The sequence below is a fragment of the Paenibacillus sp. PL2-23 genome, from assembly GCF_040834005.1.
Lineage (GTDB): Bacteria > Bacillota > Bacilli > Paenibacillales > Paenibacillaceae > Pristimantibacillus.
The window spans coordinates 2,327,285-2,350,198 of sequence record NZ_CP162129.1; the positions used below are offsets into that span (position 1 = coordinate 2,327,285).

Sequence of the window (22,914 nt, forward strand, 5' to 3'; positions counted from 1 at the left end):
AGGATATGCTCTACTTCCTGTTATAAGTCTATTTCGTCACGAAATCAACGACAGAATGCAAGTTTCATGCAATCTTCACCCCATCATCATGTGGCGTTAATCCAAGCTTCATCAGCAGTCAAATTGTGGCTTAACACGTTAACCTCAGTTAGGAATGCCCCTTGGCATATTGTTTCGGCGTAACCCCGTAAGTTCTTTTGAACATTCGGATAAAATAACTGGTGTCCATTCCCAGTATGTCCGCTACGCGATCTACCGTGATGCCCGGTTGCTCCTCGAACAGTTGAAGCGAACGCCGCATGCGGAGCTGAAGAATGTACTGCTGCGGCGTTACGCCGTAATTGGCCACAAACAGCCGGTGGAAATGCTGGATGGAATAGCCAGTCGCCCCGGCCACGTTCGACAACAGCAGCCTTTCGTCATAATGATCGTGAATAAGCTGAACCGCCGATTGGAGAGCGGGATTGGGCTGGTCTGCCGGATACACCTTCTTGGAAGCTTGTCCGACCGGATACTTTCCCTCCATTAAGGTTAACAGCATATCGTACATTCGTTTCGAAGCTTCGTAGGCGTGCTCGCTGCCCAGATTGATGACATGCCAGATCGCTTCCAACTGATGCCACAAGGCGTCGAAGTTGGTGACCTCCAGGGCGCTAAGCACCAGCTCATCCATCTGCTGAAGCAAATCAGCCGCTGTTGCTCCGCTGAAGGCAACGAAGCCAAGATCCCATACGTCCTCGGATTCATCAGGTCGGTATTCATGACCGGTATTAGCGGGCAGCAGCAAGACCGAGCGCTTCTTTAAAGTCAATTCGCGGCCATCGTTCATACGAAACATCCCTTTGCCGCTTCGGGTCAGGAACAGCTGATGGGCAGGGTATCCCGACTTTCTCCGGTCGATTTCCTTCTGTTCATGATTGCCTACGCAAAACACGTAGAGCGGGAGCGGCTTGTTCACATTGGCGTTTTCGGCGAGCAGGAACGGCATCATACAGGATTTCACCCCATGTTAAGATCAGACGATTTATTGATGGATCTGTTCTATGATTATAACCGTACTTTGGACTATGATCAAAATGAATAAGCGAATATGACGATTATGAGGTGGATGCTTACCATGACTATGAGACATGCACCGGTCAGCCCCAAGCTGCCGGTACTGATGCACGGAGCCGATTACAATCCCGATCAATGGCTTCACGATCCCAAAGTGTTGGAGGAAGATATCCGGTTGATGAAGCTGGCAGGCTGCAATGTCATGGCCATCGGCATCTTCTCTTGGGCGGCGCTGGAGCCGACGGAGGGCGAATTCCGGTTTCAATGGATGGACGAGGTGCTTGAGCGATTCCAGCAGAACGGCATCTACGCCTGGCTGGCTACGCCGAGCGGCGCGCGTCCGGCCTGGTTATCCGCGAAGTATCCAGAGGTGTTGCGGCTTGAGGCGAATCGCGTTCGGAACCTGCACGGCATGAGACATAATCACTGCTACACCTCTCCCGCCTACCGGGAGAAGACCGCGATTATTAACGGCAAGCTGGCCGAGCGGTATGCCCATCATCCAGCCGTACTTGGCTGGCATATCTCCAACGAGTTCGGCGGCGACTGCCACTGCGGCCTGTGCCAGGACGCATTCAGAACGTGGCTGAAAAAGAAATACGGCACGCTGGATGCTCTGAACATGGCTTGGTGGACTAATTTCTGGGCCCATACGTACACGGATTGGAGTCAGGTTGAATCGCCGGCTCCACACGGGGAGAATATGGTGCACGGCCAAAATATCGACTGGCGCCGGTTCGTCACGGATCAGACGATTGATTTCTGCAAGCACGAGATCGACTCCGTGAAGAGCGCGAATCCCGAGCTTCCCGCCACGACCAACATGCACATGATCGAAGGCCTCGATTACCGCAAGTTCTCGCGCGTGTTGGATTTCGTTTCCTGGGATGCTTATCCGACCTGGCATAAGGGAAATGACGATATCGAGCTTGGCGCTTCGGTTGCGTTCTATCATGACTTGTATCGTTCCATCATGCAAAAGCCGTTCCTGCTGATGGAGAGCACGCCAAGCCTTACAAACTGGCAGCCCGTGAGCAAGCTGAAACAGCCGGGCATGCATCGTTTATCTTCGCTGCAGTCAATCGCCCATGGCTCGGATTCCGTGCAGTACTTCCAATGGCGCAAGAGCCGCGGCTCCAGCGAGAAGTTTCACGGCGCGGTCGTCGACCATGCGGGGCACGAGCATACTCGGGTGTTCAAGGACGTCGCCGAGCTTGGCCAGTCTCTGGCGGACATCTCGGAAGTAACGGGGGCTTCAACGCCAGCCGAGACGGCGATTTTGTTCGATTGGGATAACCGCTGGGCGGTGAAGGATGCGCAAGGACCGCGCAATATGGGCATTCATTATGAAGAAACGGTCATCAAGCATCATCGCGCGCTGTGGGAGCAGGGCGTACCGACGGACGTCATCGGCAGCGAAGACGACTTTGGCCCGTACAAGCTCATCGTGGCTCCGATGCTGTACCTGTGCCGCGAAGAGACTGGCCGCAAGCTGGAGCAATTCGTCGAGAATGGCGGCACGCTGGTCGCGACATACTGGTCCGGCGTCGTCGACGAGCATGATCTATGCCATCTTGGCGGCTTCCCTGGTCCGCTTCGCAAAACGCTCGGCATCTGGGCGGAGGAGATTGAAGGGCTGTACGACGAAGACAGTAACGGATTATCGATGCTGGCAGACAACGAGCTTGGCATCACCGGCCGCTTCGAGGCGCATGAAATTTGCGAGCTGATCCATGCGGAGCAGGCCGAGGTGCTGGGCACATATACGGACAGCTTCTACGCGGGGCGTCCCGCTTTGACAGTCAACAGGCTTGGCCGAGGCAAGGCCTACTATATGGCTGCCCGCCATAAGGAGGATTTCCTGCTGGCGTTCTACACTTCCGTCGTTAGCCAAGCGGGAGTCGCGCGTGCGCTGGAGTCGGAGCTTCCGTCCGGCGTAACGGCGGCGCTGCGTACTGATGGAGAAACGGATTACGTCTTCCTGATGAACTTCAGCGGGGAAGCGAAGCGGGTGGAGCTGGACGGCCGAGGGTATAGGGACGTAGAGACAGGCCAAGTGGCAGAAGCCATTGTAGCTTTGCCGGTAAACGGAATAACGGTACTGAAGCGGAAAGCCAATCCAGCGGGCACTGCTTCATAAGATTATATGGTTGGAAAAGACGAGGCTGCCGCTCCAGTTAACGGCAGCCTTGTTCCCGTCGGGCCATGCTTATTCATTCAGAAATTGATGAATATTCGCAAACGGGATATGATCGCTGGTATGTTATCATTGCAATAACCCTGTGTCAATGCGATCAGCTTCAAATATTAGGTAAATACTTGCTGGTAATACAATCCCGCCATTGACGGGAAGGGATCGTTAGAATACCATGGGGATGTACATCATTCCATTTGCAGGCAAGATGGAAATGTAAGCGCTGTCTAATATGTATAACTTGTGGTATATAGAGATACAAGCAGGAGGGTCTCCCATGAAACGGTTTTCAATGATGCTTCAGCTGACTGTCATTCTGATCTGCGTTATGGCTATTCCGACGGCCACGCTCACTTGGTACAGCGGCTCGGAAATTATGAAAAATTCCGAAAGCGCTATTGCCGCTTCATCTCTGGCGGGTCTGCACGCCAGCAGCAGGCTGAACGAAAATGCGCTTAACAACTTGGCGCAGGACGCGGTGAGGCTGACCTCTACCAAGGTATTCGATCGTGTCCGCGATTTCGGCACCTATTCGCAGCTGAACGCCAATTACAACAATATGAGCACCGCCCTAGTCGTATTGCGCGAGCTGGTCAACATGAAGCATCGGGTAGACGGTGTTTATTCATCGTTTTTTCAGCTTGAGGGTGCAGATTATGTCATCTCGACGGACAAGAGCATCACAACATTGGATCGTTACGATTCAGTGTCCTGGCTGGATGAAGCGTTGTCTGACAGAAGAGGCATCAGCGGCATCTGGTATTCCCGCAAGACGGATTCCGGCATTCCTGTCATCTCTTACGTGCTGCCTCTGAATAGGCTGTCAACAAATACAAGAGGCGTTATCGTCGTTAACATGCTGGAGAGCCAGGTTGCCAAATATTTGCGATCATCGGAGCAAGGCGCCCAGGGCTTTCTGCTGATGGAGCCGGACGGGACGATTATATCGCATAACGACAAGTCGCTCCTTCTGACAAACGGCATGGAGCAGCCGCATCTGCACAATATTTTGAACAGCTCCTCTAAGGAAGGATATTCGTATCGAGAGCTGGATGGAGAACGGCTGCTGTACGCGTGGTCTCGTTCCTCCAGCTTTGGCTGGTGGAACGTGAGCGTATATTCCATGGATGAGCTCATGACAAAGACGCACACGCTGCAGCGCAGTATCTTCTGGATCACGGCCATTATTATTGTAGCGGGTACAGCATTGTCTGTTTTCTTAGCCACTTGGCTGTCCAAGCCTCTGCGCAAGCTTGTAAGGTCGATGCGGGAGCGGGGCAATCTGATGGTGACGAATGCCAACGAGCTGGCGTTTCTGGATTCCGCGTTCAAGCGCATGCAGGAAGAGGAGGAGGAATTATACGCCTTGCTGCAGGAGCGTGAGCAGGATACACAAAGTCTCGCCGTCCATCGCCTGCTAAGGGGAGAGGTGACCAAGGAATTGGATGAAATGTTCACCGAACCTGATTATTTGGTTGCTGTCATCTCCATCGACCGGTATCGGAGATATGTAAGCAAACGTAATCCGGAATCGCGCAGCTATCACCGATATTTGCTTATTGCGAAATTTGAGGGCCTGTTCCAGCAAGGAGCCATTGCGAAATGTGTTTATCAGGGGGAAGGAAGCTTTGCCTTGGTGCTTAATTATTCGCAGGAGGAGCCGGCAAGCGAAGCTGAAGCGTGGAAGGAGTCGTTCGTCCAGATACGGGATTACGCGCTGGAGGTGCTGGGACATTCCGTCACGATTGGCGTAAGCCGGACCTCGGATTCCACCTCGCTCATTAAGGAGCTTCATGCGGAGGCGATGGAGGTCATCAAGCAGCGGATGATGAATGGAAGCGGCTGTATCTTCTATGCGAAGCAGGAGGTGGACCGCGATAAAAAATATATGTATCCCGCCAACAGTGAACGAAAAATCATTAACTTTCTGGAGCTTGTTGATTTGGACAGCATAATGACGGAGCTGGATCAGATACGAAGCGACATTCAATCGGCGGAGTATATATCGTACGACAACATTCTATTTATTTATCATCAACTCGTCGGTGTCACGATCAAGCATCTGCGGGAGAAAAATGTCAGCACGGCGCGTATATTCGCGGGCCGCGGCAATATCTATTCCGCGATTGCGACAATGGATACGCTGGATGAGCTGGAAAAATACTTGCGAGAGTTTTTTGCGGAAATTATTCAATATCTGGAACGCAATCAAGGTGAAGCGAAGCATGGCGAGCGAATTATTCGTTATCTGGAGGAGCATTATTGCGAAGAAATTCAATTCGAGGATATGGCGAAGGAAATCGGAATCAGCTATTCCTATATGCGCAAAATCGTATTCGACCTGACAGGCAAAAGCTTAATTGATTACACCAATCATCTGCGCATACAGAAGGCCAAGCAATTGCTGCATGAATCCGATATGACGATTACGCAGATTGCATCGGAAGTGGGATATTTTAATGTGCAGAGCCTTAACCGATTTTTCCGCAAGTACGAGGGCATGCCTCCCAGCAACTATCGGGCGCTGAGATCCAAGTCGTCATAATAAACGTTTTGATGAAGCTGCCGGTCGGTCATGAATGACGATTGGCAGCTTCACTTTTGCTATGAACGATCAAATTTGATTTATCGTTGCCGCAAAAGCGCGCAATATCAAGCTTTTTAATCAAAAATGACAGGGATAATCAATACTCATGATTTACCGATCAACGGCAATCGGGGTACGATGGGCACATCCCAAGCAGATGCCTGGAGCACCCTAAGAGTCCGAGAAAGTCCAAAGCTAGGAGGTGAAACTATGAAAGCTGAAAGCGCTTCAAACCAATATGAAATCGCTTTAAAATTTAAAGGGCCCAAACGCGGGATGGCGCATTATTTGAAAAAAGACTGGCAGCTGTATTTGCTCCTGATGATTCCGCTTTCCTTCGTGCTGGTGTTCAGATATGCACCGATGACCGGACTCGTGCTCGCCTTCAAGGATTACAAGATCGCGAGAGGGTTCTGGGGAAGCGAATGGGTCGGATTCGAAGTGTTCCAGGAAATCATGGCGAGACATGATTTCTTAAGAGCGGTACGCAACACGCTGATGCTTAACGGTCTGGATCTGATCTTCAGCTTCACGGCGCCGATCATACTCGCGTTGCTGCTGAATGAAATTAGAAACGTGAAGTTTAAAAAAGTAAATCAAACGGTTCTCTATTTGCCACACTTCCTGTCCTGGGTCATTATCGGCGCGATTGCTTATCAGCTGCTTGGTGAAGGCAATGGCATGGTTAATAACCTGATCGAGATGATGGGTGGCGAACGGGTTCCATTCCTGCAGGAGGATACCCACTGGCTGTTCAGTTATTTGGCCATTGGCGTCTGGCAGAGCATGGGCTGGGGAACCATCCTGTACCTGGCTTCAATCAGCAGCATCAACCCTGAGTTGTACGAGGCGGCGACTGTCGATGGCGCCGGCAGATGGAGGAAGATTTGGAACGTGACGCTTCCGTCGATCCGCGTAACAATTGTAACGCTTCTCATCTTGAACCTTGGAAGAATGATGGACGGATCGTTCGAGCGGATCTTCGCCCTGCAGAACAAGGCGACGACCGAGTACACGACCAATATCCCTGTTCTTGTGTACCGCTGGGGAATTGAGAAGGGAGACTTCAGCAGCGCGATTGCGCTTGGATTGTTCCAGGGCGTGATTGGTCTCGTGCTGGTGATCATGGCCGACCGGATCGCGAAGAAGCTTGGCCAAGACGGATTGTTGTAGAGAGGAGGAAACGTACTATGGAAGCATCCACCGGCATAGTGGGCAGCAGAAGCAAAAAGCGCTTTGACATATGGGACGTGCTCATTAACCTCTCGGTCTTATCCGCTTCGTTGGCCTGCTTGCTGCCATTCGTTCATGTTGCATCAAAGTCGCTCAGCGCGGACGCCTATGTAATCGCTAACAAAGTGATGCTGTGGCCGATGGGTCTTAACTTCACCGCATATGGCAAAATTTTTGCCGATGCCAGTATTATGCGATCGTTGTACATCTCTATCATCGTGACCATTATGTTCACTATTCTGGGCATGATTATCACTATCTGCGCCGCTTACCCGCTGTCCCGCCCAACCTTGAAGGGAAGGACAACACTGACAGTCATCTTCTTGTTCACCATGTACTTCAGCGGCGGTATTATTCCTGAATATATGCTGGTTAACAATCTGGGATTGCTGGATACCATCTGGGCGCTGGTTCTTCCGCTCGCGTTCAGCCCGTTTAATTTGCTGATCATGAAGACATCGCTGTCGCACAGTATTCCGGTCAGCTTGGAGGAATCAGCCAGAATCGACGGTGCCGGACATTTCCGCATCCTGTGGAACATCGTCTTGCCCCTCTCTAAGCCGATTCTCGCGACACTGGCTCTCTTCTATGCGGTGGGACGCTGGATCGCTTATCAGGATGCATTATTCTACATTAAGCAGGCGGTTGATCTGAGGCCGTTGCAGCTGAAGCTGTATTACCTGGTCATCCAGGCAAGCGAAAGCTTCCAGCTGGAGGCTACGCAAGTACAGCTCACTAATCCGGAAGTGCTTAAGGCATCCTGCGTCGTGTTCGCGACGCTGCCGATACTCCTGGTCTACCCGTTCATCCAGAAATACTTCGTTCAAGGGGTTATGCTGGGAGCCGTAAAAGAATAATTTCGATTTCGAAAATCCATTATTGGGGGAATGTATCGATGAGCACAAAGAGAAAGTTATCTATGTTTACGGCACTGTTCGTCATTGTTGGTCTGTTGGCCGGTTGTACGGGCGGCAATAACAATTCAAACACAAACAGCTCGCCTAGTCCGACTTCATCCAGTACAAACAGCGCAACGGAAACGCCGGATGGCGCATTCCCGGATTATTCAAAAGGCTTCCCTGAAAAGGTGACGCTCGAAATTCCGGTGTATGAGCGGGCATTCGAGGGCTGGAACGTCACAGACAATTATTATACACGTTGGGTTCAGAAGGAGTTTGGCGACAAATACAACATTACAGTGAAGTATGTGCCGATTACTCGGGCTAACGAGGTGCAGGATTTCGAGCAGCTGCTTGCATCGCGCAAAGCGCCGGATATCATCTTCCACTACGACATGCCGCAAGCGCTTAACTACTATGGCGAAGACGTGCTGCAGGAATTGAACCATGATGAAATTGCGAATTACGCGCCTACTTATTGGGCCAATATGAGCGAAACGATTAAGCAATACGGCACGGTCGAAGACAATCAAGTGTTCTTCTTCGCCGCGCGTCCCAATGCCGACAACTTCACCTCGCTGATCCGCAAGGACTGGGTGGAGAAGGTAGGCATGAAGGTTGAGGACTTGACTTCACTTGAGAAGTACAACGAGATGCTTGCGAAGTGGAAGGAAGCTGGTCTGGGAACGGCGGGCGCAGGCTTGCTTATGAACAACTACATCTACAGCTACCCGTTCCGCGAATGGCCGGTTGATCCCAAGTATCGCGCGCTTTATTCCGATCTGGGCGTAGCCGACCTGACGACAGCGGATTCCGAGCGTTTCCTGCGCAATCTGAACTACCAATACAACAATGGCTTGATCGACAAGGAATTCTACCTTCGTGATGACGCCAACAAGGTGAAGGCAGAGTTTGTAGCAGGCAAGACGGGTACCTTCGGCGTATACTTGACCAACAATCTGGATGTAATATCCGCTACTCTGGCGAATAACCCTGAGGCTGAATTTGCTGTTGTCCCTCCTACTGCAGGCGTGCCGGAAGGCTACAAGCCGCAGGCTCGCGCATACTGGCCGTTTGGCTTCATTATGGGCATCAACTACGAGTCGTCCGACGAGGAAAGAGCGGCAGTATGGATGTATCTGGAATGGCTGAGCCAGCCGGAGAACCTGTTCTTCTTCCAGAATGGCGTGGAAGGACAGAACTACACGCTGGACGCTGAGGGCATCGCGGTCCGCAATCCGGACTTCAAGGGCGAGTCTGTTCTGTCGCAGAACAATAACAAGGATTATTGGGGTCTTGTAACGGAAATTGCACAATATGACGACCCTGAGAAAACACGTAAAGCCAATCTTCGCAACTGGAGCCCTGTCGGCTACGAATATTTGGCAGAGGACCTTGTGAAGTACTATGATCAGGTAGCGGAATATCGTACACCGGACGCGCTGTTCAGCGTCGTTCTGGAGAAGGTGAATGAATACAAGGCGGACCTGAATTCCTTGTTCCAGGAGCAGTATGTCAAGCTTGTGCTTGCTAAGCCGGAGGAGTTCGACGCGCTGTACGAAGAGGCGAAGAAGCAATACCTGCAGCAAGGCTATCAGGAAATTCTGGATGAGAAGCAAGCAGCGATTGACGCAGGACAATTCCGTTAAGCTGTGAGCTAACCAATACCAAAGCCCCTGCCCCCGGCGGGGGCCTTTGGACATGATGGAGGCATATAAGAGATGAAAATAATCGCGGATAGCAGGGAGCTTCAGGCGGTGGTCGACCGCGTCGCGCAATATACGTTCGGGATGGATCTGACCTGGGATTGGCCGGGCGGCGTCGCTTATTACGGCGTCTGCCGAGCGTATGAGGTTACCGGCGAGGAAGCGTATCTGGAACGGATGATCGCTTGGGTGGATGAATATATGGAAGCGGGCTTGCCAAAGTCATGGACGGTGAATACGTGCGCGATCGGACATATGCTGCTTACGCTGTACGAGCATACCAAGGATGAGAAGTACGTCGATCTGATCATGAGCAAGGTAGACTATCTGGAGAACAAGGCGCTCCGCTTCGGTGACCGGGTGCTCCAGCATACGGTTTCGTCCAAAAACGACTTCCCCGAGCAGGCTTGGGCGGATACGTTATTCATGGCGGCGTATTTCCTGCTGCGCGCGGGCATCATGTTCGAGAGGAAGCATCTGATTGAGGATGCGCTGAACCAATATTTCTGGCATATCAACTACTTGCAGGATGAGAATGACAGCCTATGGTACCACGGCTACAATCATATTAATAAAGATCATATGTCCGGTATATATTGGGCTCGCGCCAACGCCTGGGCAGCCTATACGATGTCCCGGGCGGCAAAGGTGCTGCCGGAAGCGTATTTGTATCCGCCCATGATGCATATATGGAGCTCCCTGCGCGATCAGCTTGCGGCGATTAAGAAGCTGCAGAAGGCTGATGGGCTATGGGGCACCGTACTGGACTATCCGGAGGCTTATGGCGAGGTGTCGGCGACGGCGGGTATTGGCGCGGCGATGGTTACGCAAGGAAATCCGCTGCATGGCAAATACGTGCAGAAGGCGCTAGACGGCTTATTGGCCAACATCGCGGATAACGGCCGCGTTATGAACGTGTCCGGCGGCACGGCCGTCATGAACGACATTGCCGGTTACCTCGGCATCGATCGGAAGTGGGCGCAGGGCTGGGGACAAGGGCTTGCCCTTGCTTTTCTTGCAGCAGTTCTGGAGAATAATATGGAGCAGCAATAAGCTTTGCTAGAGAAGAGGGCAGCCCAATGGCTGTCCTCTTGCTTATGGGCCGAGACGGAGGGTTGTTACAAATTTTTGACGATTCCATAGGTGAACTTGCGTGTGATATACTATCATGTAGAATAGAGTTGAAATATGTCGAATAACTACGAAATGAATGCGGATTCCGACAACGGACACGTGATTCGTTAGGGATTCGCATTTTTGCTGCATAGAATTGAAAAAAGAAGGAGAAATCATCATGAAAAAACATTTAGCGTTTGTTTTGACACTCATGCTTGCGATCAGCGTCATCGCCGCTTGCGGCGGCGGCAATACCAACGAAGGAGCCGCGAATGGCGGCGGGGACGAAGCGGACAAAAAAAGAATAGCGCTTGTTCTGCCTGAGCAAATCGGCGTCAACCCTTTCTTCGCTCTAATGGATGAAGGCTTCAAGCGCGCAGGCGAAGAGTTTGGCGCGGAAGTGAAAACAATCGAATCGACAGACCCGGCCGGCTTCGAGCAGAACCTTCGCTCCACGGTGGCTGAGAATTACGATCTGATTATTACGGCTACATTCCAAGCAGAGGACGCGCTGAATAAGGTTGCGCCGGAAAATCCGGACAAGTCCTTTGCAATTATCGACACAGTGGTGGATCAGCCAAACGTTCGCAGCGTTGTATTCCGCGAGCATGAAGCGGCGTTCCTGCTCGGGGCGGCTGCAGGCCTCTCCACAAAAACCAATAAGGTAGGTGCGGTTGTCGCCATCGACGCTCCGCTGCTGAGCAAATATACAAAAGGCTTTGAGCAAGGCTTGAAGCACACCAACGCTGATGCTGAGTTTTTCGTGAACTACGTCGGCAGCTTTACGGATTCCGCAAAAGGCAAGGAGCTTGCCGTATTGCAGCATTCCAAAGGCGCAGACTTCATCGCGGGTATGGCAGCGGTAGGCGATCTCGGGGTATTCGAAGCGGCGAAGGAGTTTGGCTTCTACGCTTCCGGCCAGGACGTGGACCGCACGGAGCTGGACCCTGAGCATATCGTCTTGTCGCAGCTGAAGGGCACGGATGCTGTAGCATACGAAACGGTTAAAGCATTCATGAGTGGTACATTCGAATTCGGAGCCGCAGACTACGGCTTGAAGGAAGACGGTGTCGGCCTGACGTTTGTTACGAGAGAGAGCAAGTCTCCTCTCAGTCCGTTCGTCGGTCAGGAAACGGTAGACAAGGTGAAGGCAATCGCCGAAGACATCAAGTCCGGCAAGATTGAAGTTATCAACCCGCTAGCTCAATAGTTCATGATACCGGCTGCGATTAGCAGCCGGTTTGCTTGTTGAAAGGAGCGACTGTATGCTGCTGCAAATGGATGGCATTACGAAAAGCTACGGGAGCGTGACCGCGAACCGGAACGTTTCCTTTCAGCTTCAAAAGGGCGAAATTCATGCGCTCGTAGGCGAGAACGGCGCCGGCAAAACGACGCTTATGCGGATTCTATACGGAATGGAGCTTCCGACGTCCGGCGAGATTAAGCTCGGCGGCAAGGCCGTGAGCTTCGACAGTCCGACGGATGCCATTAAGCATGGCATTGGTATGGTGCATCAGCACTTTATGCTGTTCCCCTCGTTCACTATAGCTGAGAATATTGTAATCGGTCGCGAGCCCTCCCGCGCAATCGGCTTCAACCGCAAGGCTGCGGCCGAGGAAACGCTTCGTCTGGGCAAGCAATACGGCATGCCCGTCGATCCTTGGAAGCGAGTTGGAGAATGCTCGCTAGGTGTTCAGCAGCGGGTCGAGATATTGAAGGTGCTCTATCAAGGCGCGGAAATTATTATCTTGGACGAGCCTACAGGTGTATTGACGCCGCTTGAGGTCAAAGAGCTGCTCGTCGCGATCAAGGAGCTTGCGCGGCAAGGGAAAAGCTTCATTCTCATCAGCCACAAGCTTGGTGAAATTATGGAGGTAGCCGATCGGATTACGGTGCTGCGCGATGGCCAAGTAACGGGTACGGTGCATGCATCCGATACGGATGAAGAGCAGCTGTCACGTATGATGGTGGGGCGTGAGCTTGCTTCGCTCCGCCGTTCAGCGGCTGCAACGGGAGACATGGTGCTGGAGGCGAACGGGCTGATTCTGCGAGGCGGGAAGACGAAGCCGCTCCTGGATAATGTCAGCCTTTCTGTGAGAGCGGGGGAAATTGTTGGTATAGCCGGCATTTCGGGCAACGGCCAATCGGAGCTTCTGCAAGTGCTGGGCGGCTTGCTGCAGCCGGATGCTGGCCAGATCAGGCTGTGCGGCCAGGATGTGACGGGTGCGTCGGTAGGAAGGATCCGGACCGCCGGGCTCGCGCATATACCGGAGGATCGTTATATGTGGGGCGTATCCAAGGAGGCGGACGTCACAGAGAACGGCATCATGGGCCATGCCAGCAAGCTGTCGAAGCGCGGGATTCTACGGAGAGGCCAAGCGCGTTCCATGGTTGCCGGCTGGGTGGAGCGGTTCGGCATCAAGACGGGATCGCTTCAGACGAAAGCTCAGCATCTGTCCGGCGGCAATCTGCAGAAGCTGATCGTGGCCCGCGAGCTGGCGCAGCAGTCGCCGTTCCTGATCGCCGCTGAGCCGACGCGAGGCGTCGATGTTGGCGCGATGGAGATCATACATAGCGAGCTGCTGAGCAAACGGGAGCAGCAAGGCGCTATTCTGCTAGTCTCCTCTGAGCTGACGGAGGTGCTCAAGCTGTCTGACCGCATCCTGGTTATGTTCGAGGGCCGAATTGTAGGAGAGCTAAGGGCTGAAGAGGCTACGGAAGAGAAGATAAGTCTGCTTATGGCGGGAGGTAAGGCAGTTGGATAAGCTGGTGAATGGGTTCAAGCCGCTGCTGCAGCCGCTCCTTGCGCTGATCGCTGGACTTGCGGTGGGAGCGATCGCGATTGTTATCGTGGGAGGCTCTGTTACGGAGACATACGCGGAAATGTGGAAGGGCGCATTCGGCAATTTTTATTTTGTCACCAATACGCTCGCCCGGGCTACACCCATTATCTTAATCGGCCTAGGTGTGGCGCTTGCGTTCCGGGCCGGCTTCTTCAATATGGGCTCGGAAGGCCAAATGGTGCTTGGCGCGTTAAGCGCAGCCGTAACCGCTATTTATTTGCCGGGTCCAGGCTGGCTGAAGCTCATTGGAGCGATTATGGCAGGTATGCTTGCCGGGGGCATATGGTCGGCCTTCGCAGGCTGGCTGGATGCCAGGTTCCGGATGAATCTCCTAATTACGACGCTGCTGCTCAATTATATCGCAACGTATTTCGCGGGATATGTCGTCACTTACCCGCTCAAGGATACAACAGGCTCTGCGGCAATGGCCCAGACCGTCATGCTGGACAAGGCGGCCTGGCTGCCGAAGCTGTTCCAAGGATACAGTCTGCATGCAGGCTTCGTGCTGGCGCTGCTCGGAACGATCCTCTTGTACCTATTCATGAAGCATACCGTCAAGGGCTACGAAATTCGTATGCTTGGCGGCAATCCGCTGTTCGCAAGCTACGGCGGCGTGCAGCGCGGCCAATTAATGTTCCTCAGCATGTTCGTCAGCGGCGGACTTGCGGGACTAGCGGGCTCCGTAGAGGTGCTCGGCACACAATATCGTTACCTGGACGGCGCGCTGACCTCTCCGGGCTATGCGTGGTCTGGCATCATGGCGACTCTGCTTGCCGGCTCGCATCCCATCGGCACGGCGATCGCTGCCCTATTGATCGCTGCGCTCCAGACTGGCGGAATGGGCATGGAGCGCAATACCGAGGTTCCGCTGGAGGTTTCCAGTATTATTCAGGCCGTGCTTATATTGTTCGTGTCGGCCAAGCTGACTTATTCATTCATTAAACGGAAGAAGGCGGGGGCGGGGAATGGACCAGCTGTTTGACGTTTCGTTGTTCGCTTCGGCGCTGCGCATGTTAACGCCGATTCTGCTCGCCGCTCTTGGCGGCGCGATTTGTGCCCGAGTCGGCCTGTTCAACGTTGGCCTGGAAGGGTTGATGCTGATTGGTGCGTTCTCGGCAATCGTAGGCAATTATTTGACAGGCAGCATTGCTCTGTCCTTGCTGTTCGCGATTGGCTGCACGCTCGTCTTCTCCATGTTGTTCGCCTACATGAGTATACAGCTTCAAGCGAACGTCATCGTTGTCGGCATCGCGCTGAACTTCCTTGCGCTGGGGCTGACCACATTCTCCCTGAGGGCAATCTTCGATGTGAAGGGCGCTTATTACGATAAAAACATGGTGGGCTTGCCTAAGCTGCATATCCCCATTGTGGAGGACATTCCTTGGCTTGGCTTCGTATTGTCCGGGCATTCCGTGCTTGTCTATGCTTCGGTGCTTATCGTTGCAGCGCTTCATTATTATTTGTTCCGGACGGTGTCAGGCTTCCGCCTGCTCGCTGCCGGAGAGAATCCCACCGCTGCTCGCAGTCTGGGCATCAAGGTGACGCGCATACAGTATGGCGCCGTATTGCTATGCGGCGCGTTATGTGGACTCGCCGGCGCTCAGCTGTCACTGGGCAATGTGACGATGTTCACGGAAGGCATGACGGCGGGGCGAGGCTTTATCGCGCTTGTCGCCACCATGCTGGGACAATCAACACCGCTTGGCGTGGCCGGGGCAAGCTTGTTGTTCGGATTCATGGAATCGCTGAGCATCCGGCTGCAAGGCTTTGCGCTGCCGACCCATTTCACCATGATGGTTCCATATGTGGTGACCATTCTGGCTATGCTGTTTTTTAAGGATAAAGGATATATGCAGGAAGCACGCAAATCGAGCGGAAGCTCGCGTTAATGGAGGAGTGATTGGGAAGATGCATAACAAAGCGGAAAGACTGAAGAAAGCGGCTCCTAAGCTGCCTGAGGTGCCAGCGGAGATCGCTCATCGCGTACCGCCGGGACAGACCGTGACGGAGCGGTTCCCGATTCTGCATGAGGGAGATGTGCCGGAGTATAACCTATCGAGCTGGACGCTGAAAGTATTCGGCGAAGTGGAGCAGGAGCGGTCGTTTTCGTTCGAGGAGCTTAAGGGGCTGCCGCAGACGACTATTCTGCGCGACATTCACTGCGTAACGCGTTGGACGAAGCTGGACACGGAATGGGAGGGGGTCAAATTCGCCGACCTGCTGCCGCTTCTGGGTGCCAAGCCGGATGCCCGCTACGTAATGATTCATGCTGACGAGGAATACGAAACCAATCTTCCGCTGGAGGATCTGCTTCGGGAGGACGTCATTCTGGCGCATTCATTCCAAGGAGAGCCGCTTACGGACAAGCACGGCTGGCCGCTGCGTCTGATCGTTCCTCATCTCTACTTCTGGAAAAGCGCCAAGTGGATTCGCGGCATTGAATTTATGAAGGAGGATCGGCCGGGGTTCTGGGAACGTAACGGCTTCCACAATTATGCCGATCCCTTCAAGGAGGAGCGCTTTTCCAGCGAGGAGTTTATTATGCCAGAGGATGAATGGCTGAAGAAGGAGTTCGATTAATATGTATCTTCCTATTCTGGAGGTTCACTCGGAGCAATTGCCGGCGTTCGCGATCGTCTGCGGCGATCCCCGTCGAGCAGAGCTAATCGCGAAGAAGCTGGATGGCGCGAAGGAGCTGGCTTACGCCAGAGAATACCGGACTTTCGTCGGCGAATACAAAGGCGTGAAGCTTGCCGTGGTCAGCCATGGAGTCGGCTCCCCGGGAGCGGCTGTCTGCTTCGAGGAGCTGATCAAGGGCGGCGTGAAGACGCTGATTCGCGTAGGCACCGCCGGCTCCTATTCTGCCGACCATCCTGCGGGCAGCCTCATTGTAAGCACGGCGGCGGTTCGGGCTGATGGATTGACGAAGCAGCTTGTGCCGGAGGGATTCCCGGCGGTTGCTGATAGCGAAATCGTGAATGCATTGTATGAGTCGGCGCGGGCGTCCGAAGGCATCGTGAAGAAGGGCATTACCGTTACGCTTGATGTCTTCTTCTCTGGTGTGGTCGAGGTGCCGCATAAGCTATACAAGGGGGCGGGCGCGCTGGCTGTCGAGATGGAGATTGCTGCGCTCTACGTTGTGGCCGCGCTCCGCGGCGCGAGGGCAGGGGCGATCGTTGCGCTTGACGGATACGCAGATTCTGATCTGGCGGCGGAATATGATCCCCATACCAATGTGGTGGCGGATGCCGTCGAGCGCGAGATTCAAGCCGCGCTTGAAGCGATCGCGAAGCTGGCGGTGGAATGAATCGCGCATTATTGGGATTGATGCAGCGTCTGGTCAGAGTCTTTTCTGTGGGGATGAAAAAGCCCCCTTCACCAGTTTTCGGTGCGGGGGCTTGGTTAAAGATCGTTATTTCGATTGTTCTTGTATGACGAGCGCTGTTACTTAGTCGAAGCGGCAGGCAAATCTCTGATAACTGAAGGGCTTGCTGCCGACGGTTGGGTTAACGCTCTGTCGACGGAGGACAACACGTATTCGTCTCCGTGGGCATTTTTGGGTTCCTCGAGCAGCAGCGCGCAGCTCAGGAAGCTTAGAACGGCTCCTCCGGCCAGCACGAAGAAAAATTGCTGCGGCGTCACGAAGGTCAGGATGGTCAAGTAAGTAAGCGCCCCGACGTTGCCGTAAGCTCCGGCCATACCCGCAATTTGTCCCGTAACGCGTTTTTTGATCATCGGTATGATCGCAAATGTCGAGCCTTCAGCTCCCTGTACGAACATGGAGGTTAAGATCGTAAGGGCGACTGCAGCGACGAGCGGGAAGCTCTCCGTCATGAGTCCCATGCTCAGGAAGCCCAGAACGATGCCGCCCATATAGACCAACATGACCTGTTTGCGGCTTTTCAGGCGATCCGACAAGTATCCTCCCAGCGGCCTGGCGAACAGATTGACGAATGCGAATGTCGATGCGATCAGGCCCGCTGCTGTCGGCGATAACGAGAACGTTGTTTGGAAGAACATCGGAAGCATGGAGACAACCGCCAGCTCCGCTCCGAAGTTTGCGAAGTAAGTCGTGTTGAGGGCAGCTACATTTTTGAACTTATAACGATCGTCTTCCGGCACGCCTTTCTTCAGGATCGGTACGTTGACTTGCAGAATGCGAATCACTTGATAGACAAGCACCAGACCCAGAACAATATACACGATCGTTGAGAAAGAAGCAGACAAGAGGTCAAATTTGTCGATTCGCCATGTGAGCAGCGCCAATACGCTAACTAGCGGTATCGTCCATAGGATCAGCTGCACCAGATCGCCCCAGCTGCTGACTTCCAGCGCGGACGATTTCTTTGGTTTGAAATAAGCCTTGTTCTCCGGCGTATCTTTGACAAGCGCGTAGTAGATAAAGCCGTATATCAAACAGATCAGTCCGGTCGTTGCGATCGCATATCTCCAGCCGTTATCTCCACCGATCAGCGTCAGAGCCACCCATGGCAATGTCATGGCCGCAAACGCGGAGCCGAAGTTGCCCCAGCCTGCATAGAAGCCTTCAGCGAATCCGATCGATTTTGGCGGGAACCACTCGGATACCATGCGGATCCCGATAACGAATCCTGCGCCGATCGAGCTTAGCAGCAAGCGGGAGATCGCAAGCTGCGCCCATCCGTCACCAAAAGCGAATACGAAGGTCGGTATGGACATGGTGACTAATAAAATACTGAACACTTTCCTTGGTCCAAATCGGTCAAGCAAGCTGCCGATAATAATGCGCGCCGGCACCGTAAGCGCTACGTTCAGCAATCCCAGAACGGCGATATGCTCCTTGGTCAACCAGCCCATGTCGCTTATCATCGTTGTTGCCAGCGGAGCCATGTTGAACCAGGTCACGAAGGTAATGAAGAAGGCAATCATGGTTAGGTGCAGCACTTTAATGCTTTCGTTTTTCACTTTGAACAAATCTACAACCTTCATAGACAATCCCTCCTGAACATTTTTTTGCGCGAAAAGGCCCTGTACAAGCAAGAGAAGCGCAACATCGCCAAAATGCGTTGCCTCATCTTGCTTACACAGGGCCACATTGCCCTCAGAGACCAGAACATCGTTGTGCCGGTTTCTAATTTCAAACAAATGATGTTAATTTATCTTACACTTGATGCTTATGCCCTCCCTATTCTCCAATGAATCAAGGGCTTTTACTCTATAATAAGTGCTTTTTGCGGGACGTCAAGAGGTTTGTGTTAGGTTTTTGGGATTTAATTAAAGAAAGCGCATTGTTATGTGAGGTTTTATTACACTTATCCGCGATCGCTGTCCGCCGCTTTTATTGCGGTTTGGCCCATTAGCCCGTAGAAGAACAGATGCAGCAGCTGGTCGACCGCTGCTTCCTGTTCGGCTTGGCTGCCGGAAGTGGAAATATGGCGCAATTCGCTCATATACATGCGGAAATATCGCAGCAGCAGTACATCCGTTAAGCTCCGATCCATATATCCTTCTGCCTGCCCCTCGTCCGCAAGTCGAACAAAAAACGACTGAAGCCTGTCCTCGCTGCCCTCCGGCAGCAATGGCAATGACGGCAGAGATGCCTCGGGAAGAATGGCTTTGACGTTGCGGGATTCCATCAGCATAATCGCTTTTACCTTCTCCGGATAGGGCCTATTGGATGCGAGGATTTCCTCGTACGCCACGATCTGCTCATTCACCCAAAATTCCAGCATGTCCGCGTGCAGCTGCTCTTTGGTGCCAAAATAATTATAGATCGTTGCCGGCGATACACCGGCTTTGTCCGCAATGTCCTGTACGCTGACTTTTGCGAAGCCATTACTAGCTATCAACTCGGCAGCCGCTTCATAAATATGCTGTTTCTTCATCTGAGTTCTTCGTTCAAAGCCGTTCATCTGATCCTTCACCCCTTACTAAGTGTAGCGAAAGATTTGTAGTAAATCAATTAAATTGCTACAAAAATATTGACATTAGAAATGAATGACAGCATACTAATATTGTAGTATTAATTTAGTTTCACTACAAAATTTGAGGAGGCGTTGTCATGAGCATAAATAAAGTTCGAATCCCTGCGTATCTGCATGAAATATTCGGCAGAGAGCAGAGCGTGATCGCCATCATTACCATTCTGACGTTCGGCACCGCATGTGCCGCAGTTTTGTTTTCGATCTACCCGTCCATCCATGAGGAGCTGCCGTTATGGCGGAGCCTCTTCGCTTATCTGCTCGTGTTCGACGTCTTATGCGGCTGCATAGCGAACTTCACCCGATCAACAAGCGATTATTACGCGGCACATCCGCGAAAACGTCTTTTGTTTATTTTCGTGCACGTTCATATCCTGCTTATTGCGGCATTGCTTGAAGCGCCTATGTTGGATTCCGTGCTCGTATGGCTGTATACTGCCGCTTGTGCATTGTTCATCAATGCTCAGAGAGGAAGCCGGCAATTGATGCTGGGAGGCGTGCTGCTGGCAACTGGACTTGTGTGGATTCCGATGCAGCAAGGGGGCGGGCCATTCATGACGATTGTTAGCCAGCTGTTCATGCTGAAGGTTGTATTCAGCTTCGCCGTGGATCATTATGGCGGACGTGATTTCGTTCATACCTCCGGAGACTGACGAATGAAAGCAGGGATGGACATGTTGAAGGAAAACATACATATTGCGGTTCCGACGGCGTTCCATAATGATGAATCGTTGAACGCGGAGGCGACGCTGGCGCATATCCGAGATCTGCGCGGCCGAGGCATTCGCTCCGTGCTCATATGCGGTTCGACCGGAGAACAGCATAGGGGAGTGGTTGAGCGGCAGGAAGGCGACGGTGATACGTCGGTCATGTGCCGCGATGTATGAAAGCTGGTGAATTAGGTAACTCTTTATGTGTTCAACTTGTAAAGTGAGAATTATTCTCGAAAAGCTGTTTAAACCACTTGACAAGCCGTGCCGAAATGATTATATTTAGTTTTAGATTCAGTTTATAATAATTACAAACAAAGAATGATAATCAAAGGAGAGAATATCAATGTCCCTTATTGGAAAAGAAGTACTACCGTTCAAAGCGTCCGCTTACCACAATGGCAAATTCATCGATGTATCCGAAGCTGATTTCAAAGGCAAATGGAGCGTTGTGTGCTTCTATCCGGCTGACTTCACTTTCGTATGCCCGACTGAGCTTGGCGACCTGCAAGATCAATACGCTACATTGAAGTCCCTTGGCGTAGAAGTATACTCCGTATCGACAGATACTCACTTCACGCACAAAGCATGGCATGACAGCTCCGAAACAATCGGCAAAATCGAGTACATCATGATTGGTGACCCATCCCATACGATCTCCCGCAACTTCGACGTTCTGATCGAAGAGGACGGACTTGCTGACCGCGGCACATTCATCATCGATCCGGACGGCGTAATCCAAACGGTAGAAATCACTGCTGGCGGCATTGGCCGCGATGCAAGCTCGCTGATCAACAAAATCAAGGCTGCGCAATACGTTCGCAACAATCCAGGCGAGGTATGCCCTGCCAAGTGGCAAGAAGGCTCCACAACGCTTAAGCCAAGCCTTGATCTTGTTGGCAAGATCTAAGGAGCTTTGCGATGTTATTAGACGCAGATATTAAGGCACAGCTGCAGCAGTATCTTCAGCTTATGGAAGGCGATGTGCTGATCAAAGTCAGCGCGGGAGCCGATCCCGCGTCGAAGGACATGCTTGCTCTGATGGACGAGCTTGTAAGCATGACTTCCCGCATTCAAGTGGAGCGCGCGGAGCTAAGCAGAACACCTAGCTTCAGCGTTAACCGAGCAGGAGAGGATACCGGTGTTGTATTCGCCGGTATCCCGCTCGGCCATGAGTTTACGTCGCTTGTGCTGGCCTTGCTTCAAGCAAGCGGCAGAGCGCCGAAGGTGGATCAAAGTGTAATTGATGGGATCAAAGGCATCAAAGGCACTTATGCCTTCGAATCCTATATCAGCTTGAGCTGCCACAACTGCCCTGACGTTGTACAGGCTCTTAATCTCATGAGCATTCTGAATCCCGGCATCTCGCACACTATGATTGACGGAGCCGTGTTCAAGGATGAGGTTGAAAGCAAGGGCGTAATGGCTGTACCGACGGTATTGCTGAACGGCGAGACCTTTGGCAGCGGCCGTATGTCGATTGAGGAAATTTTGGCCAAAATCGTGGAAGCTCCTGACGCTTCTGAGTTTAACGACAAGGCTCCGTTCGACGTGCTTGTAGTGGGCGGCGGTCCAGCAGGTGCCAGCGCGGCGATCTATGCGGCTCGCAAGGGCATTCGCACAGGTATCGTTGCTGAGCGCTTTGGCGGGCAAGTGATGGACACGGTTGGCATCGAGAACTTCATCAGCGTGAAGTACACGGAAGGTCCGAAGCTTGCTGCAAGTCTTGAGGAGCATGTGAAGGAATACCAAGTCGACGTGATGAAGCTGCAGCGGGCTACTCGTCTGGAGAAAAAGGATCTGATCGAGCTCGAGCTCGAGAATGGCGCCGTGCTGAAGAGCAAAACCGTCATCCTGTCGACTGGCGCTCGCTGGCGCAATATAGGCGTGCCTGGCGAAGAGGAGTTCAAGAACAAAGGCGTGGCTTATTGCCCGCACTGTGATGGCCCTCTATTCGCAGGGAAAGATGTGGCGGTTATCGGCGGCGGCAACTCCGGCATCGAGGCTGCAATCGATCTTGCGGGCATCGTGAAGCATGTGACTGTGCTGGAATTTAATCCAGAGCTGAAGGCTGATTCCGTGCTGCAGGATCGTCTGTACAGCCTGCCGAACGTTACGGTGATCAAAAACGCCCAAACCAAAGAAATTACCGGCACTGACAAGGTTAATGGCATTTCTTATACCGACCGTGACACGGGGCTGGTGCATCATGTGGAGCTTCAGGGCGTGTTTGTGCAGATTGGTCTTGTGCCGAACACCGACTGGCTGGGCGATGCCGTTGAGCGCACGCGCATGGGCGAGATCGTGATCAACAACCACGGAGCTACAAGCTTGCCTGGCGTATTCGCTGCGGGCGACTGTACAAACAGTCCTTATAAGCAAATTATCATATCTATGGGATCTGGAGCGAACGCTGCCCTCGGCGCATTTGACTATTTGATCCGCAACTAAATATATGGATCACGAAGAGAGCTGTTTCCTCGCCACTTGGCGAAGGTACGGCTTTTCTTTGCATTCGTTCCGTCTAATGTCGTTAAGGGTACGATAAGGGTATAGACTGTATTTATAGCTATTGTTAATTATACGAATTACATGTATAGCTCCTCCTTG

19 protein-coding genes are annotated in these 22,914 nt (G+C 52.6%); 16 read left to right on the forward strand and 3 right to left on the reverse strand.

Translation table 11 applies throughout. The features are described from left to right. Positions 1-148: 148 nt before the first annotated feature. A complete protein-coding gene (locus tag AB1S56_RS09700; RefSeq protein WP_340872060.1) occupies positions 149-991 on the reverse strand; it encodes an AraC family transcriptional regulator in 843 nt (280 codons plus the stop codon). A 126-nt stretch (positions 992-1,117) separates the two neighbouring features. On the opposite strand from AB1S56_RS09700, the gene AB1S56_RS09705 reads away from it, so the two are divergent. The 12 genes from AB1S56_RS09705 to AB1S56_RS09760 all read left to right on the forward strand — a co-directional run bounded on the left by AB1S56_RS09705 (position 1,118) and on the right by AB1S56_RS09760 (position 16,941). Further along, positions 1,118-3,196 (forward strand): beta-galactosidase, encoded by a 2,079-nt coding sequence (locus AB1S56_RS09705; protein WP_340872059.1) that lies wholly within the window; start codon positions 1,118-1,120, stop codon positions 3,194-3,196. Positions 3,197-3,527: 331 nt separating this feature from the next. Further along, positions 3,528-5,795, forward strand: coding sequence for a helix-turn-helix domain-containing protein (locus AB1S56_RS09710; protein ID WP_340872058.1), 2,268 nt, complete (start codon positions 3,528-3,530; stop codon positions 5,793-5,795). A 252-nt stretch (positions 5,796-6,047) separates the two neighbouring features. Continuing rightward, the gene (locus AB1S56_RS09715; RefSeq protein WP_340872057.1) at positions 6,048-7,010 is read left to right on the forward strand and encodes an ABC transporter permease subunit; all 963 of its coding nucleotides are present in this window, start codon (positions 6,048-6,050) and stop codon (positions 7,008-7,010) included. 17 nt (positions 7,011-7,027) lie between these two features. Then, the gene (locus AB1S56_RS09720; RefSeq protein WP_340872056.1) at positions 7,028-7,927 is read left to right on the forward strand and encodes a carbohydrate ABC transporter permease; all 900 of its coding nucleotides are present in this window, start codon (positions 7,028-7,030) and stop codon (positions 7,925-7,927) included. Between the two features lie 62 nt (positions 7,928-7,989). Then, positions 7,990-9,618, forward strand: a complete 1,629-nt coding sequence (locus tag AB1S56_RS09725; RefSeq protein WP_367903454.1) for an ABC transporter substrate-binding protein — start codon at positions 7,990-7,992, stop codon at positions 9,616-9,618. A 72-nt stretch (positions 9,619-9,690) separates the two neighbouring features. Beyond that, positions 9,691-10,728 carry a glycoside hydrolase family 88 protein gene (locus AB1S56_RS09730; protein ID WP_340872053.1) on the forward strand — a complete coding sequence of 346 codons (1,038 nt, stop codon included), beginning with the start codon at positions 9,691-9,693 and terminating at the stop codon, positions 10,726-10,728. 241 nt (positions 10,729-10,969) lie between these two features. After that, the gene (locus AB1S56_RS09735) at positions 10,970-12,001 is read left to right on the forward strand and encodes a BMP family protein (RefSeq protein ID WP_340872052.1); all 1,032 of its coding nucleotides are present in this window, start codon (positions 10,970-10,972) and stop codon (positions 11,999-12,001) included. A gap of 55 nt (positions 12,002-12,056) precedes the next feature. Beyond that, a complete protein-coding gene (locus tag AB1S56_RS09740) occupies positions 12,057-13,556 on the forward strand; it encodes an ABC transporter ATP-binding protein (RefSeq protein ID WP_340872051.1) in 1,500 nt (499 codons plus the stop codon). After that, complete coding sequence (locus AB1S56_RS09745) at positions 13,549-14,616, forward strand: ABC transporter permease (RefSeq protein WP_340872050.1); 1,068 nt, start codon at positions 13,549-13,551, stop codon at positions 14,614-14,616. Before AB1S56_RS09740 ends, AB1S56_RS09745 begins: the two co-directional genes overlap by 8 nt. Then, on the forward strand, positions 14,600-15,523 hold the full coding sequence (locus tag AB1S56_RS09750) for an ABC transporter permease (protein WP_340872048.1): 924 nt from the start codon (positions 14,600-14,602) through the stop codon (positions 15,521-15,523). The genes AB1S56_RS09745 and AB1S56_RS09750 overlap by 17 nt, the downstream gene beginning before the upstream one ends. 19 nt (positions 15,524-15,542) lie before the next feature. Next, complete coding sequence (locus tag AB1S56_RS09755) at positions 15,543-16,214, forward strand: sulfite oxidase-like oxidoreductase (RefSeq protein ID WP_340872047.1); 672 nt, start codon at positions 15,543-15,545, stop codon at positions 16,212-16,214. A gap of 1 nt (position 16,215) precedes the next feature. Further along, positions 16,216-16,941, forward strand: a complete 726-nt coding sequence (locus AB1S56_RS09760) for a nucleoside phosphorylase (RefSeq protein ID WP_340872046.1) — start codon at positions 16,216-16,218, stop codon at positions 16,939-16,941. A 137-nt stretch (positions 16,942-17,078) separates the two neighbouring features. On the opposite strand, the gene AB1S56_RS09765 is transcribed toward AB1S56_RS09760, so the two are convergent. Both AB1S56_RS09765 and AB1S56_RS09770 read right to left on the reverse strand, forming a co-directional pair. Beyond that, complete coding sequence (locus AB1S56_RS09765; RefSeq protein ID WP_340872045.1) at positions 17,079-18,602, reverse strand: NarK family nitrate/nitrite MFS transporter; 1,524 nt, start codon at positions 18,600-18,602, stop codon at positions 17,079-17,081. Between the two features lie 323 nt (positions 18,603-18,925). Further along, on the reverse strand, positions 18,926-19,498 hold the full coding sequence (locus tag AB1S56_RS09770) for a TetR/AcrR family transcriptional regulator (protein WP_367903455.1): 573 nt from the start codon (positions 19,496-19,498) through the stop codon (positions 18,926-18,928). 176 nt (positions 19,499-19,674) lie between these two features. Between AB1S56_RS09770 and AB1S56_RS09775 the strand changes: the two genes are divergently transcribed. The 4 genes from AB1S56_RS09775 to ahpF all read left to right on the forward strand — a co-directional run bounded on the left by AB1S56_RS09775 (position 19,675) and on the right by ahpF (position 22,755). Next, positions 19,675-20,247: a hypothetical protein gene (locus AB1S56_RS09775; RefSeq protein WP_340872043.1), complete on the forward strand. Its 573-nt coding sequence runs from the start codon at positions 19,675-19,677 to the stop codon at positions 20,245-20,247. Between the two features lie 3 nt (positions 20,248-20,250). Continuing rightward, positions 20,251-20,481, forward strand: coding sequence for a hypothetical protein (locus tag AB1S56_RS09780; protein ID WP_340872042.1), 231 nt, complete (start codon positions 20,251-20,253; stop codon positions 20,479-20,481). A 169-nt stretch (positions 20,482-20,650) separates the two neighbouring features. Next, entirely contained in the window at positions 20,651-21,214 is a 564-nt protein-coding gene (ahpC, locus tag AB1S56_RS09785; RefSeq protein ID WP_340872041.1) for an alkyl hydroperoxide reductase subunit C, read from the forward strand. Between the two features lie 11 nt (positions 21,215-21,225). Further along, on the forward strand, positions 21,226-22,755 hold the full coding sequence (ahpF, locus tag AB1S56_RS09790) for an alkyl hydroperoxide reductase subunit F (protein ID WP_340872040.1): 1,530 nt from the start codon (positions 21,226-21,228) through the stop codon (positions 22,753-22,755). The last annotated feature ends 159 nt before the right edge of the window (positions 22,756-22,914 follow it).